This window comes from Collinsella sp. AF38-3AC (assembly GCF_003474365.1).
GTDB lineage: Bacteria > Actinomycetota > Coriobacteriia > Coriobacteriales > Coriobacteriaceae > Collinsella.
Map to the genome: position 1 here is coordinate 1 of NZ_QROM01000028.1, position 14,273 is coordinate 14,273.

Here is a 14,273-nt window from a genome sequence, read left to right on the forward strand (position 1 = left end):
ATATGGTTCTGTTTGATAGGAAAAGGAATTTCTCGGGGCCGCCTCTCGGCGGCCTTGCGAAAAACAAATCCAAGTCAGACCATTTCAAATGGTTCGATGTCTGCCCGGATGCGACACAACTGGTGTGTCCATCCTCGCAGTATCCGGTTCTCAAGGTGCACGCCCCGCGGCTCATCCGGTTCCACCGGGCCGCGCGGCAAGGAGATATATTGCCAGACCGCGAAGCCCTGTGGGACGTCAATTCCACTCTTCACAAGTCCTACACAACATATCGCCTTCTATAGCTAATAGAAAGACTGGTGCGAATCTTCCGCACGTATCAGATGATGACCCTTTGGTTCAGGAATATATAGAGATCGGTCACCTGTAGGTGTCTATCTACCCGCGCTTTTAGCAATGTAAACCGCGCTTCAGATAAAAAGAGGGAGCGCCGCGCACAACGCGACACTCCCCTAGCGATTCAAGAGAATCTATTAGGCCTCGAGAGCCTTCTTGGCAATGGTGGCCAGCTCGTTGAAGGACTCGATGTCCTCGTAAGCCATCTGAGCCAGGACCTTGCGGTCGAGCTCAATGCCGGCAACCTTCAGGCCGTGCATGAACTGAGAATAAGAAATGTCGTTCAGGCGAGCGGCAGCGTTGATACGGGTGATCCAGAGAGAACGGATCTCGCGCTTCTTGTTGCGGCGATCACGATACTGATACTGCAGGGAGTGCTGGACCTGCTCTTTAGCATGCTTGTAAGTACGCGAAGCGGCACCGTAGTAACCCTTCGCACGGTGCATAACGGTACGGCGCTTCTTCTTGGCGGCAACAGCGCGCTTAATACGTGCCATGTTCTATCAACTCCTAGACGGTAAAACGAAAAAAGGGAACGCGAACTTAGGCGAGACGCGACTTAATGACCTTGCGGTCGGCAGCGGCGATCTCGGTCTCCTTGCGGAAGCCACGCTTGCGCTTGGTGGACTTCTTGCTCAGGATGTGGCTCTTGAAAGCCTTGGCGCGCATAAGCTTGCCGGTACCAGTCTTGCGGAAACGCTTCTTGGTGCCGCTGTGGGACTTCATCTTAGGCATGAAATACTCCTTAATCGGTTACAGAACACTAGTTACTTGGTATCGCTTGCCGCTTTATCCTCATCGAAGGCGCCCTTAATCGGGGCGAGCAGCATAAGCATGTTACGGCCTTCCATCTTAGGCTTGGACTCGACCGTAGCGTAAGGCTTGAGATCCTCGGCGAGACGCTCGAGAACGTTAAGACCCTGCTCCGGGTGAGCCATCTCACGGCCGCGGAACATGATGGTGATCTTAACGCGTGCGCCCTTCTTGAGGAAACGCAGAACGTGGCCCTTCTTGGTCTCGTAATCGCCAACGTCAATCTTGGGTCGGAACTTCATTTCCTTGACCTCGACCTTGGACTGGTTCTTACGAGCGGCCTTGGCCTTCATGGCCTGCTGGTACTTGAACTTACCGTAGTCCATGACCTTGCAGACCGGTGGCTCCGCGTTGGGAGCAATCTCGACCAGGTCGAGACCCTGATCGTCGGCGACGCGCTGGGCATCGCGGATGGCGAACAGGCCGAGCTGAGAGCCATCGACGCCAATCAAACGGCACGAAGATGCAGTGATCTCGTCGTTGATGCGGGTGTCATCAGACTTAGCTATTTTCCCTACCTCCATTCATAAAAAAATAACCCGGCGCTTCTTTGCAACCAGGTCGTACACATAGACATCCTCGATTTGAGGAAGTGAATCTAAGTTGTATGACCAGTCAGCTGCTCATTGGCGCCAAAAGGTGGGAACCCTCTGGTTCCTCTTTAGGGCATTGCGGGAACAACGCCTTGGCGATAATAACACGTCCAGCGCGTTATCACATTACGTACACGAAAAAGGGGGCCTTAGCCCCCTTGAACGCTCACTTGCATGTATGGTGCCCGAGGCGAGACTCGAACTCGCACGTTGTTGCCAACGGTGGATTTTGAGTCCACTGCGTCTGCCAATTCCGCCACTCGGGCACGTAATGCGTGAGTTAGTTTATCACAGCTTTCTGTTGATTAGTCCGAAAATGGAACTTCGAACATTTCGATGAGCTCGACCGAACGGAGCATCTCGCGCCGACGGCACCCGCGTCCGTCGACCGAGACCTCCCCCATCTGGTTGTCATAGGGATCCTCGCGCATACCGTCGAAGACGGGTTCAAACCCTGCCTGGAACCGGGAATTTGCCACCATGCGCCACGGATCGAGGTTACCAAAATAGTGGCGGCGGCGCCATTCCTCCCCCATCCTACGCGCCGAGGAACCAAACGAGACATCGGCGTTGAGCCAGCCAGTCTGCGGCGTATAAAACTCCGCCCAGTCATGCGGCCCCACCGAGTCGGGCGCAACGTACAGGCCGCTCTGCCAGCGGGCGGGCACACCGGCAATGCGGCACATGGTGATAAACGTGAGCGCCATAACGCCACAATCACCGCGAAGCGAATGCGCACAGTCATCGGCGATGGAGCCCAAAAGCAGATACGGCGGCTGATAGCGATAGTCGATATGCAGCGTCAAGTAATCATAGATAGCCCGAGCTCGATCGAGCTGGTCCTCGAGCCCGTCAACGACACGCTCAGTCAGCTGCTGCAGATACGGCGTGAACGCAATGTGTGGACGGTCCTCGGAAATGTCCTCGGGCAGCGATGTGTCCATACACGGATGCGCCGGAAGCGCACCCCCATAGATATCGTGATAAGCGGCATCGATTTGATAACGATAGATCACCGAGAACGAGCGATCGGTCGAGGAGACCCACGAAGCGGTACGCGCCAAGGCGTTCGCAGGGGCAATGACCCCCTCCGGCGTCATATCAAGAATCTCGATCTGAGACTGCTGGCGGCAGGCAGCGGCAACGGGAAGCCACGCGCGAACGGCCTCTCCTTCCAAAGCCCCGGGGACAGACACGCACGCCTTAAGCGTAATGGTGCGAGACAGGCCGCCCTGCGTTTCCATCTCCTCGAGCATCTGGTTGCGCAGCGCAATGCTATCCGTAGGATCGGGGCGCAGGCCCGGAACCTCCTTGGGATACACGCGCAAGGAATCAAGGAAATTGTCGAGGACGAATAGCTCGCCATCGATAAAACGCCAATCGATACGCTTGCGGTCAATCAGGTCGTCAAACTGCTTATCGGTAAACTCGGGCCATTCCTCGCGGATCATCTCAATAGCCCGATCACGCGACACCGAAAAATGAAGCGGCGTCTCGATCATGCGATACCGCTCGGCACGAACGCAGGCGGCAAACGAGGGATCAGGATTCTGCTTCAAAAGACGATCGCAAGCCGCAACCGCCTGTGTCAGATATCCAGCATCCTTGAGACGAAGAATCTCAGGCGGCAATCCGATATCGAGATGACGGAAATCATCGTCGCAAACCTCAACAGAGCACCCAACGGGACCCTCGGCAACAACCTTCCCGTCGGCAGGCAAAATATCAATAACAGCCATAACCACTCCCAAGTAGAACGACAACCTGAGCCCATTGTACCGACATAAAAACAAAGCCCCCAACCAAGGAGCCCTCAACACCGATAAACGGTATCAATTCAATTATCTCAGCCCTGTAACCCTGTAGCGAGTTAACGAAGGAAGCCCCGTTCGCCCGGAGCTTTTCCCATTGCGCGACTTCTGGCAAAGCCAGGTGAGCGCAAGGGAAAAGCGTAGGGCGAATGGGGCCTCCGGCGGGAAAGTTAAACCGCTACTTACGCCTTGTTGACGGAGCCAAACTCCTCCATGAGCTCCTTGGTGCGGGCAACGATGTTATCGCGACCAGGCTTGAGGAGCTTGCGGGGATCGAAGCCCTTGCCCTGCTGATCCTTGCCAGCCTCGATGTACTCGCGGACGCCCTTGGCGAAAACGAGCTGCAGGTCGGTGTTGACGTTGATCTTGGAGATGCCCAGGGAGATGGCCTTCTTGATCTGATCCTCGGGGATGCCGGTACCACCGTGCAGAACGAGGGGCAGGTCACCGGTCTGGGCCTTGATCTCGCCCAGACGCTCGAAGGAAAGGCCAGCCCAGTCGGCAGGATACACGCCGTGGATGTTGCCGATGCCGCAGGCGAGGAAGTCAACGCCCAGGTCGGCAATCTGCTTGCACTCAGCGGGGTCAGCGAGCTCGCCGTTGGAGGTCACGCCGTCCTCGGTGCCGCCGATGCCGCCGACCTCGGCCTCGATGGACATGCCCTTGGAGTGGGCAAGCTCAACGAGCTCCTTGGTGCGGTCGAGGTTAAGCTGGAAGGTCTCCTCGTGAGAGCCGTCATACATGATGGACGTGAAGCCGGCCTCGATGCACTTGAAGCAGTCCTCGTAAGAACCGTGATCGAGGTGAAGGGCGACGGGAACGGTAACGCCCGTGGCCTCGACGGCAGCCTTGACCATGTCGGCGCAGACCTTGAAACCGCCCATCCACTTAGCGGCACCAGCGGTGCACTGAAGGATCAGCGGAGACTTGGCCTCCTCGGCGGCCTGGAGCACAGCCAGGGTCCACTCGAGGTTGTTGGTGTTGAAGGCACCGAGAGCGTACTTGCCGGCCTCGGCCTTCTTGAGCATGTCTGCTGCGTTGACGAGCATAAAAGAAACCTCCTGTAAGGTTGCTCCGATAACGCCTGAGATTTTACCACGGCGTACCCGAGCATAAACGTTCGTTTGTTCACGAATATCGTCCAAACAGACTTTTTTGACCGTTTGCGCTACGGAATCGACCCGTTGGAGAAAAATAGCTTGACGTTTGGGCGCTTCTCGTGCTTTAGAAGCCGACTATTAAGCTACATCTGCATGAAAGGGTTCTGCATGAGCTCGCGTGCCATGGTGGTCGAAGCGCCATGGCCGGTTAGGCAAACGGTATCGGGCGGGAGAAGCCGGGCGAGCTTGGAGAGCGAGCGCAGAATCGCAGCCTCGTCTCCGCCGGAAAGGTCGGTACGGCCGTGGCTGCCCGGGAATAGCGTGTCGCCAACAAAGGCGATGCTTCCCTGCTCGGTGGCAGCGAACAAAACAATGCCACCCGGTGTGTGCCCGGGCGTCTCGATCACCTGCAGGCAGATATCGCCCACCTCAATAGCATCGCCCTCGGCGAGCAGGCGCGTCGGCTCCCCGGGGTCGGGCGTCTCAATGCCCCACATAGCTCGCTGTTCCTCGATATTCGCATACGGCACCGCCACATCCTTAGCACACAGCTCATACTGGCAGCCCTCGCCAACGGCGGTTCGTACGCCGGCAACACCACCAACATGATCGGCATGGCCATGAGTGCATACGGCGCCAAGCACGCGTACACCGGGATGCTCGGCTCGAATATGCTCCACCAGGCGCTCGCCTTCCCATGCGGGGTCGATAATCACGCACTCATTGTCCGAAATAACAGCATAGCTGTTGGTCTGAATGGGACCGTTTACGAGCGTCTCGATCTCGACCGATCCTTTGGGAGTTAAATCCAAGGACGCAGCGCTCATATCCCTCTCCTCTCTATAGAACTCGAGGCATCAAACGATGCCTCGAGTGTAGCGAATATCGATAATGTGGCACGTTCGTCGCGACTAAACGCGGCGCTTGAGCTGAGCTCCACCCTCACCCGGCATCAGACGGCGTGCGTCATAGACCGAGTCGACACTGCTGATGGAAGCCAGCAGCGGATCCAGACCACTCGCGTCCGAAATCTCGACCATAAAGCGCAGGGTTGCAATACCCTCGCGGTTGGTCGACGTGGCGGCAGAAAGGATATTGCCGCCCGCATCGCCAATGGCAATGGTGACATCCTTGAGAAGGCCCATGCGGTCCAGGCACTCGACCACGATCTCAACCTGGAACAGGGTATCGGCAGCGCCGTCCCACTCCACTTCGATCATGCGCTCGGGATGCTCCATAAGACCCTTGACGTTGGGGCAATTGGCGCGATGCACCGAAACGCCACGACCGCGCGTGATGAAGCCGACGATGTCGTCGCCCGTCACCGGATTGCAGCAATGCGCCAAACGGACCAGCAGACCGCTGTTGCTCTCGCCCTTGACGATGATACCGTTGCTGGCGCTCTTGCCACGCTTTTGTGGCTTGCGGTTTGATCCGCGCGCAGGCTGCTTCACGACCTCGGCAATGGCCTCGGCCTTGGTGATCTGCTCCTCGGGCTTGGGGTCCAAGATTTGCTCGACCTTGTTACCCACAGCGCGCGGGGCGACTTTGCCCGCACCGACGGCGGCAAACAGGTCCTCGAGCTGCTTGTAGTTAAACTGCTCCGCCACGGCGTTGAGCGCACGCGTGGATCGTGGCGTAGAGATGCCATACCCGCGCTTGCGCAGGTCCTTGGCCAGTATATCGCGGCCGGCGGCAGCGTCGTCGTCCTTGGTCGCGGCGGCAAAATAGCGGCGGATCTTTGACTTGGCGGAAGGTGTCTTAACGATCTTGAGCCAATCACGCGACGGCTTGGAACTCTTGTTGGTCAGGATTTCAACGCGGTCGCCCGTCTTGATTTCGTGCGTGAGCGGCGCCACCGCACCGTTGATCTTAGCGCCGACGCAGTGGTTGCCGACCTCGGTATGAACGGCGTAGGCAAAGTCGAGCGGTGTTGAGCCGGCGCGAAGCGCCATGACCTCGCCCTTGGGCGTAAAGACAAAAATCTCCTGGTCAAACAAGTCGACCTTCAGCGAATGCAGGTATTCCTTGGCGTCGGTGATCTCATCAGACGCAGCCCAATCGAGCGAATGTTTGAGCCAGTTAATCTGGTCGTCCAGACGCTGGGCATCATTGGTCTTTGAAGCAGACGATCCGCCCGACTTCTTATAGAGCCAGTGGGCGGCAATGCCGTACTCGGCCTGCTCATGCATCTCGTAGGTTCGAATCTGAATCTCGAGCGGGCGGGCCGTGGGGCCGATAACCGTCGTGTGAAGCGATTGGTAGTTATTGACCTTGGGCATGGCGATATAGTCTTTAAAGCGACCGGGCATGGGGTGCCACAGCGTATGCACCGCACCGAGCGTGGAATAGCAATCGCGCACCGAATGGGTGATGACGCGCAGCGCCACCAAGTCGTAAATCTCGGAGAATTCCTTGCCCTTGCGCTTCATCTTTTGGTAAATGGACCAATAGTGCTTGGAGCGGCCGTTGATCTGGAAGCCCTCCAGGCCAATGCGGTTGAGTTCATCGGTGAGCGTCTTGATAGTCTCGGCCAGATAGCGCTCGCGAACCTCACGCGACTCTGCCACCATGCGCGCGATGCGCTGGTAGGCGTCGGGCTCCAAATAGAAGAAGGACAGATCCTCGAGCTCCCACTTAATAGAGCTCATGCCCAGGCGGTCGGCCAGGGGCGCGTACACGTCCATAGTCTCGCGTGCCTTAAACAGGCGACGGTCCTCGCGCAGGGCGGCGAGCGTGCGCATATTATGCAGGCGGTCGGCGAGTTTGACGATGATGACGCGAATGTCCTTGGACATGGCAAGGAACATCTTGCGCAGCGTAAGCGCCTGCTTCTCGTCCATGCTGTCGACTTCGATGTTGGTGAGCTTGGTCACGCCGTCGACGAGCTCTGCCACGGTTTCGCCAAACAGGCCGGAAACGTCGGCAAGCGAGGTTTCGGTGTCCTCGACGGTATCGTGCAGCAACGCGGCGCACACCACATCGCAGTCCATCTTGAGATCAGCCAGAATGATGGCCACCTCGACGGGATGGTTAATGTACATCTCACCCGAGCGGCGCTTTTGGTTGCAATGCTTCTCGGCGGCAAAGCAGTAGGCCTGCTCCACCATGGAGAAGTCATCCTCATTCATATATTTGAGGCACAGACGCTCCAGCTTGTCGTAACTGTCCGCCATAATCTCGGGCGGCAGCTCATCGGCATGCTTATAGTGCTCCATCTCAGAAAAAGGCTGGAGGGTGGAATCATGGGCGGTACGGGCTGCGGCATCCATCGAGGTCCCCTTCCCCTAGGCCCGTGGTACGATCGGGCGGTTAACTTTGGCTAGCATATCAGAAGCACACGAATCGAGCGCCCAGCTCCGAAAAGCCGAGAACTCCATGCGCGAGCGCAAGCCCTCCAAATAGCGAATTGACCTGCTCAATTGCACGCGGCCAGGGTTTTCGGCCATCGCGATGCGACGGGTGTCGTCAAACCCCGAAACGCGACAGAAACCAAGCTCTTCGAAGATTCCCAGGCCGCTTTCCACCGAGCGCTCATCGACCGGCGTGCGCGCGTCGATTGCAAGGCACATCTGCGCAATGTCGATATTGCTTGCGCAGAATGAATCGTCCCCCGTCTTGCCGCGGTTGGAGCGCCACATGGTCTGCAGCGCTCGATAGAGCGTGACGAGCTCATCGCGTTCGGGCGCGTAGCAATCGAGTAGGCGCTCGTTAATACGGGCGTCACGCGACGAATAGAGCAGATGAATCACAGCGGGCTGTCCGTCACGACCGGCACGGCCGCTCATCTGGTTAAACTCAATCGCGCCAAACGGCATATGGTAGAGCACGACATGTCGGATATCGGGCAGGTTCACGCCCTCACCGAAGGCCGAGGTCGAGACGATGCAGCTGAGGCTGCCATCTCGAAACGCCTCCTCGACGCGGCGGCGATCGGAACGCGCGAGCCCGGCGTTATAGAACGCGATATGGGTCGCACAGTCTGGCACGCGCTTGCGCAGCGTCTTGGCAAGTGCCACGGACTGGTCGCGCGAATTGACGTAGATAACGGTCTTCTCCCCCGTCGCCACAATCGACACCAGGCGATTTTCGCGGCTTGCGAGGTCGCGATCGTCCTCGAGTTGCAGGTTCTCGCGCACGGTCTCGTCAACCACCGTGCTGGTAATGGGCAATACGCGAGCGAGCTCTGCCACGACCGGAGCCGTCGCGGTAGCCGTTGCCGCCATGACAACGGGATCGCCTAGCGCTTTGAGAATATCGGGCATGTCGAGGTACGCGCTCCGGTCGCCACCTTTGGCAAGACCGGCATGATGCGCCTCATCGATAACGACAAAACCGATGCGCCCCGAACGCGCAAAGCGATCGCGGTGAATGGACAGGAACTCGGGCGTCGTGAGCACGATGCCGGTGCGGCCCGAAGCCAAACCGGCAAACACGTCATCGCGCGCCGCCTCCACGGTCTCGCCGGTCAGCACGCCAACACCAATGCCAAGCGCTGCCATCGTCGAAGAAAGGTGATAGGCCTGGTCGGCAACGAGCGCACGCAGCGGATAGACAAAGATGCTCGCACGTCCGCGAAGCACCGCCTCACGCGCGGCATGTACATGGAAGATGAGAGACTTGCCGCGGCCCGTTCCCATAACGGCCAAGACGCTCTTGTGGTCGGCCAAGGCATCGAGTGCCTCAACCTGTGCGCGGTGCGGCTGGTTCGATCCGATAAAGCTGTGAATGAGCGAGCGCGTGAGCTCGGTATAGGAAAGCTGGGCAAGCGTCTCGCGCTTACGCGACTCCAGGCGCGGGCCTAAGTCCGCCGGCCGCACGCCACGACGAAGCTCGCACGCCGGATCGTCGATATTGGGCGCCGTGGTATCGCGCACCAAGACATCTTTGATCATGAGCTTGGGCTTCACGCGTCCCTGCCAATGCTCGGCCACGGCCTCGAACACCAAATCGACGGCGCTATCGCAATTGATGAGCTTATCGATCTGCGGCACGCGGAACATAATAGCCGGCACACTCGCGGCGCCATCGGTCGCCACGAAGCGCATGTGCTCGCCGGTTTTGCCCACCACGGCGCGATCGCACATTGTCACGCCCTCGGCCGCCAACAGCGGCACCTTGTTGCCCTGGCCAAACGGCTCAAGACGGGAGATCTGCTCGATGGTCTCAATATTCAGCTCGGAGAGGTCAACGGTGGCGGCAACCTCGTCAGTGTCCTCAAAGTCCTCGGCGGGAAGCTCGGACAGCACGGCGGAAAGGCGACGACGGAACTCGTCGAGCTTGGATGCCTCGATGGTCACGCCCACCGCACCGGCATGCCCGCCGCGACGAATCAGCAGGTCGGAGCAACGCTCGACGGCGTCGAACAGGTTGACCTTGCCCACCGAGCGACCCGAACCGCGAGCGATACCGTCTTCGATCGAGAACAGCAGCGCCGGCACGTGATAACGGTTGGTCAGACGGCTCGCTACGATACCCTTGACGCCCTCGTGCCAGCCCTCGCCGCCCACGACGATCGCGCGACCGCCGTCATAAGTCTCCTCGACCTTCGCCATGGCATCGCGTGTAAGCTCCGCCTCGATCTCGCGGCGTTGGCGATTGATTTCCTCGAGCTCGGCGGCAAGCGCACTCGCTTCGATGGGGTCGCGGGCAAGCAGCAGGTCGAGCGCCAGCTTGGGATCAGCCATGCGGCCGGCAGCATTCAGACGAGGGATGAGCGAAAACGACAGGCCATCGGCCGTAATGCTAGAGAGGTCGGCCTTGGCGAGCGCTGCCAGCGCGATGTAGCCGGGACGAGCCGTCACGCGCATCTGTTGGATGCCCTCGGCGACCAGTGCGCGGTTCTCGGGCGTCAGCGGCATCATGTCAGACACGGTGCCAAGCGCCGCAACCTCGATCAGCGAACGCCAATACGACGGTTTGCCCAAACGCTCGCCCAAGACTTGCACCAGCTTGAGCGCCACACCGGCACCAGCAAGCTCGCGCGAGGGGCCCTCGTTCTCAAGCTTAGGGTCGGTCAGGGGCACGCCCTGCGGCACCTGATCGGAGGGCTCGTGATGGTCCGTGACCACCAGGTCGATTCCCAGGCTCTCCAGATAGGAGACCTCCTCCTTCGCCGCGATACCGTTATCAACGGTCACGATCAGATTGGGTTGGGCGAGCTCGTTGACGCGGTCGAGCGCCGCGCGCGAAAGGCCATATCCCTCGTCAAAGCGGTGCGGGATGAATGGTGTGACATTGGCGCCAAACGTGCGCAGTGCCTCGGTCAACAGGCAGGTCGACGTAATACCGTCAACGTCAAAATCGCCAAAGACCGCGATGCGCTCGTGGTTGCGAATAGCACGCTCGACGCGGTCGGCAACGACCGACATGCCCGGGATAATAAGTGGATCGGCCCAGTCGCGATCGAGCGAAGGCGTCAAAAACAGCTGGCCTTCTTCGATGGATGTAATGCCGTGCGCAACCATAATGCGCGCCACCAACCCGGGTATGCCCAGGCCAGCCGAAAGCTCCTTTTCGAGCTCGGGGTTTTGCTGAGCGACCGCCCAGCGATGCGTCGTCTTAAGCGATGACATAGGCACCCACCCCCGATAGGGGCAGGTCGCCGCGATACCTCTCACGGTTCATAGCGATGAGTCCTCTGTGTATGCCCGCTTCGGCAGGCAGATCTGTTGAACGGATTTATTATACCGTGCAGTGCGGACGCCAATCGCCGCAGCACGCCGCGGTTTCGATAAACGATGCCGGTAATAGCCTCGAAATAATCAAGCGTTTCTGACGCACGGACGCATGCGAGCGTCTAGCATATCCATTCAAAACGGATTCACGAGCAAAGGGAGTCACAAGAGCATATGAAGCAATGGGTTGGACTGGGCAAGTTTCTCGCGGGGCACATGCAGGTCATCGTTCCGATTTGCGTGACGCTCGGCGTGCTCTTTCCCCAGCAGATCGGCGTGCTCAAGCCCATCGTTCCCGCCCTGTTTGCCTTTATGACGTTCCAAGGTGCGCTCAGCAACACCTTTCACCAGGTGGCCGAGGTGTTCCGCCGTCCACTGCACTTGATTTTGGCGCTGCTCGTCTCGGCGGTGCTTATTCCCATAGCAGCTTATGCCATGGGATCACTGTTCTTTGGTTCCAACCCCAACCTTGTCTGCGGCATCGTGCTCGAGTACAGCGTGCCCGTGGCAGTCACTGCCTTTATGTGGATTAGCATGTTCGGCGGCAACGGCCCGCTCGCGCTCACCATCATCCTGACGTCCTCGGTCATCTCACCTGTGACGATTCCGCTCACGCTGAAGCTCTTGCTGGGTGCCACCGTCTCGATCGATGTGCCGAGCATGATGCAAGACATGGCCTTTATGATCGCCATCCCCGCCGTGCTCGGCATCGTGATCAACGAGCTCACGCGTGGATGGGGACACGAGAAGCTCTCCCCCGCGCTCTCACCCGCCTGCAAGTTCATGATGATGGGCGTTATCGCGTCCAACTCCACCGCCATGAGCGAGTACGTGCTGCACATGAACGCGGTGCGCATAGAAGTCGCCCTCTTTATTTTGACCTTCGCCATCAGCGGCTTTGTCGTCGGTTTTCTGGTCGCCCGTGCACTGCATCTGCCATATAGCGAGACGACTACCATGTGCTTTACCTGCGGCATGCGCAACATCTCTTCGGGTGCCGTCATCGCCACGCAGTATTTTCCCGGCGAAGTGGTATTCCCCGTCATGTGCGGCACGCTGTTTCAGCAGGTGTTAGCCTCAATTATCGGGCACCTCTTTGAGCGCCTGACCGGCGAGGAGCGTGCCGCCCAGCGCAAGCGGGTCGAGGCCGGCCGCGATGCCATGGCACGCTAGACTGTCCGCATTACGCGGATGTTCGCCTTACGACGTGAGCGTTTCCAAATGCATGCGCAGGCGCTCAGCATCGATATCGAGCGTGGTCTCGGCATTGACCTGGGCCAGGCGATAACCGACAAAGTAGGGCGAAACCACCCAACGTGGCAGCGCCTTGGCAATGGTCCGGCCGTCCATGTGGTAGAAGAACAAGTTGTACGACTCTGCGCGACCACCGTGGTGCTCGTTCAGGATATAGCGAAGAGCCACCTGGATTGCGTCGGCAAACAGGTCAGCTTCGGCTAGGTCGCGGGCGTCGTCGCTGGCGGCGATTCCCTGTGGAGCCGAAACGTTGATCTCAAAGAAGCCCATAATCGGCTCGGTTGAAATGCTGATCGCGACCCTCCCCCGCTGCCAGACATCAATGCCTTCGAAGTTGGCTGGTGTCAGCGCCGCATAGCCGTCTTCCTGTTCCAAACCCACAATCTGCATATGCGGATGAACCAGACTGCCGCCCGAAAGCGGGCCCTTGTTCTTGTACATGAGCACACTGCGGTACTGTTGGGAATCAATCATCTGCTGCCAACAGCCCAGGGCAAACCGCATCACATGATGCAGGTCGTCCGGCGCATAGGTCACCAGGTCGGCGTCGTGGTCGGACGACTCAATCAATACGGTCTGGCGAGTGGCCCGCAAGGTCTTAAACTTATTCTCGAGCCAGATGCAGTCACCATCACGCTGGATGATGTTGGTGAGCCCCTCCGTGTTGCAAAAGGGACACGCGGTACCGGGGCGACGGTTGTCATCGGGTTTGCCGCTCGCCTGCTGAACATCGAATACAAGTGCCACGGGCTACACCTCCAGCGGTACGATCCTTGTGCCATGGAGCTCGGACACGCCCAATGCCGCCGCGACCGCGTCACGATTTGCCGTAGTGATGCCGCCGCCAGGAAGGATGGTCAAACGATCGCCCGCATACTCGATTAAACGAGCCAGGTGGTCGAAGTTGTCCTCAATCGGCGCGCCGGCCGCGCCGCCATGCGTCAGGATGCGCGTAACGCCGCAGTCGGCAAGTGCATCAATCGCATCAAGCTGAGCCTCGGGCGAGAGCTGGTCAAAGGCCATGTGAAAGGTGATGTCGATGGGCTCACGCTTACATTCCTCGGTCGCGCAGCCCGTAGCCATCACAAGGGCGCCAAGCGTAAGTTCATCGAGCGCCCATCCGCCAGCGCAGGGCTTGCAGCAGCCAAAGACCAAGCCGTCAACGCCCGCACTCACAGCAAGGCCCAGGTCCATCTCCATCATACGCAACTCGTCCTGGTTGTAATAAAAGTCGCCGCCACGCGGGCGGACCATGCACATCACCCGCGCATCGTGCTCGTGAGCATAGCTGACCGTAGCGCTGATAACGCCGGCCGAGGGCGTGGTACCACCGACGGCGAGGTTGTCGCACAGCTCGATGCGCTTTGCACCGGCGTCGATAGCCGCCGGCACCCGCTCAAAGTTCTCGGCACAAAACTCGTACAGCATAGATAGACCCCCAAAGACAGCAGATGTTTTCCGACGGGCATTGTCGCACGCCCCCATGAAGTTGCGGTGGAATAGGGACTCTTTTGGCCTCTGAGACTCCCATTTAGTCCCTATTCCACCGCAGCATAAAGGGAGTAGTCGTTGGGGACGCTCTTAAACGACTAGTCATTCAAGAACGTCCCCAACGACTACAAGGAGTGTCCCCAGATGCCGGCAGAGACGATATGAGCAGGACATAAAACATTGGGAGCCCCCGGCATG

Annotated in this window: 12 protein-coding genes and 1 tRNA gene; 2 read left to right on the forward strand and 11 right to left on the reverse strand. The window is 58.9% G+C overall.

What is annotated here, in order from left to right; genetic code table 11:
* Positions 1–284 (forward strand): hypothetical protein (locus tag DW029_RS11770; protein WP_233543878.1); only part of this gene is annotated, 284 nt, incomplete at its 5' end.
* Between the two features lie 189 nt (positions 285–473).
* On the opposite strand, the gene rplT is transcribed toward DW029_RS11770, so the two are convergent.
* The 9 genes from rplT to recJ form a co-directional block, all read right to left on the reverse strand.
* Positions 474–833: a 50S ribosomal protein L20 gene (gene rplT, locus DW029_RS10820; protein WP_006234421.1), complete on the reverse strand. Its 360-nt coding sequence runs from the start codon at positions 831–833 to the stop codon at positions 474–476.
* Between the two features lie 46 nt (positions 834–879).
* Positions 880–1,071 (reverse strand): 50S ribosomal protein L35, encoded by a 192-nt coding sequence (gene rpmI, locus DW029_RS10825; RefSeq protein ID WP_117734492.1) that lies wholly within the window; start codon positions 1,069–1,071, stop codon positions 880–882.
* A 32-nt stretch (positions 1,072–1,103) separates the two neighbouring features.
* Entirely contained in the window at positions 1,104–1,673 is a 570-nt protein-coding gene (gene infC / locus DW029_RS10830; protein ID WP_006234423.1) for a translation initiation factor IF-3, read from the reverse strand.
* Positions 1,674–1,921: 248 nt separating this feature from the next.
* A tRNA-Leu gene (locus DW029_RS10835) sits at positions 1,922–2,008 on the reverse strand.
* Between the two features lie 39 nt (positions 2,009–2,047).
* Positions 2,048–3,481 (reverse strand): transglutaminase-like domain-containing protein, encoded by a 1,434-nt coding sequence (locus DW029_RS10840; protein ID WP_118346130.1) that lies wholly within the window; start codon positions 3,479–3,481, stop codon positions 2,048–2,050.
* 254 nt (positions 3,482–3,735) lie between these two features.
* Complete coding sequence (fba, locus tag DW029_RS10845) at positions 3,736–4,602, reverse strand: class II fructose-1,6-bisphosphate aldolase (RefSeq protein WP_118273529.1); 867 nt, start codon at positions 4,600–4,602, stop codon at positions 3,736–3,738.
* Between the two features lie 194 nt (positions 4,603–4,796).
* Positions 4,797–5,480 carry an MBL fold metallo-hydrolase gene (locus DW029_RS10850; protein ID WP_117799411.1) on the reverse strand — a complete coding sequence of 228 codons (684 nt, stop codon included), beginning with the start codon at positions 5,478–5,480 and terminating at the stop codon, positions 4,797–4,799.
* Positions 5,481–5,564: 84 nt separating this feature from the next.
* The gene (locus tag DW029_RS10855) at positions 5,565–7,925 is read right to left on the reverse strand and encodes a bifunctional (p)ppGpp synthetase/guanosine-3',5'-bis(diphosphate) 3'-pyrophosphohydrolase (protein WP_118346133.1); all 2,361 of its coding nucleotides are present in this window, start codon (positions 7,923–7,925) and stop codon (positions 5,565–5,567) included.
* 15 nt (positions 7,926–7,940) lie between these two features.
* Positions 7,941–11,228: a single-stranded-DNA-specific exonuclease RecJ gene (recJ, locus tag DW029_RS10860; protein WP_117799409.1), complete on the reverse strand. Its 3,288-nt coding sequence runs from the start codon at positions 11,226–11,228 to the stop codon at positions 7,941–7,943.
* A 276-nt stretch (positions 11,229–11,504) separates the two neighbouring features.
* On the opposite strand from recJ, the gene DW029_RS10865 reads away from it, so the two are divergent.
* On the forward strand, positions 11,505–12,503 hold the full coding sequence (locus DW029_RS10865) for a bile acid:sodium symporter family protein (protein ID WP_117799407.1): 999 nt from the start codon (positions 11,505–11,507) through the stop codon (positions 12,501–12,503).
* A 27-nt stretch (positions 12,504–12,530) separates the two neighbouring features.
* Here the strand turns inward: DW029_RS10865 and DW029_RS10870 are convergent, their stop codons facing one another.
* A complete protein-coding gene (locus DW029_RS10870) occupies positions 12,531–13,331 on the reverse strand; it encodes a DUF4931 domain-containing protein (protein WP_118346135.1) in 801 nt (266 codons plus the stop codon).
* A 3-nt stretch (positions 13,332–13,334) separates the two neighbouring features.
* Entirely contained in the window at positions 13,335–14,012 is a 678-nt protein-coding gene (locus tag DW029_RS10875; protein WP_117799403.1) for a copper homeostasis protein CutC, read from the reverse strand.
* Positions 14,013–14,273 lie beyond the last annotated feature (261 nt).

Bases quoted from the DNA above. Each gene is read 5' to 3' on its own strand.
- rplT (WP_006234421.1), bottom strand. From the start codon at position 833: ATGGCACGTATTAAGCGCGCTGTTGCCGCCAAGAAGAAGCGCCGTACC.
- rpmI (WP_117734492.1), bottom strand. From the start codon at position 1,071: ATGCCTAAGATGAAGTCCCACAGCGGCACCAAGAAGCGTTTCCGCAAG.
- infC (WP_006234423.1), bottom strand. From the start codon at position 1,673: ATGGAGGTAGGGAAAATAGCTAAGTCTGATGACACCCGCATCAACGAC.
- DW029_RS10840 (WP_118346130.1), bottom strand. From the start codon at position 3,481: ATGGCTGTTATTGATATTTTGCCTGCCGACGGGAAGGTTGTTGCCGAG.
- fba (WP_118273529.1), bottom strand. From the start codon at position 4,602: ATGCTCGTCAACGCAGCAGACATGCTCAAGAAGGCCGAGGCCGGCAAG.
- DW029_RS10850 (WP_117799411.1), bottom strand. From the start codon at position 5,480: ATGAGCGCTGCGTCCTTGGATTTAACTCCCAAAGGATCGGTCGAGATC.
- DW029_RS10855 (WP_118346133.1), bottom strand. From the start codon at position 7,925: ATGGATGCCGCAGCCCGTACCGCCCATGATTCCACCCTCCAGCCTTTT.
- recJ (WP_117799409.1), bottom strand. From the start codon at position 11,228: ATGTCATCGCTTAAGACGACGCATCGCTGGGCGGTCGCTCAGCAAAAC.
- DW029_RS10865 (WP_117799407.1), top strand. From the start codon at position 11,505: ATGAAGCAATGGGTTGGACTGGGCAAGTTTCTCGCGGGGCACATGCAG.
- DW029_RS10875 (WP_117799403.1), bottom strand. From the start codon at position 14,012: ATGCTGTACGAGTTTTGTGCCGAGAACTTTGAGCGGGTGCCGGCGGCT.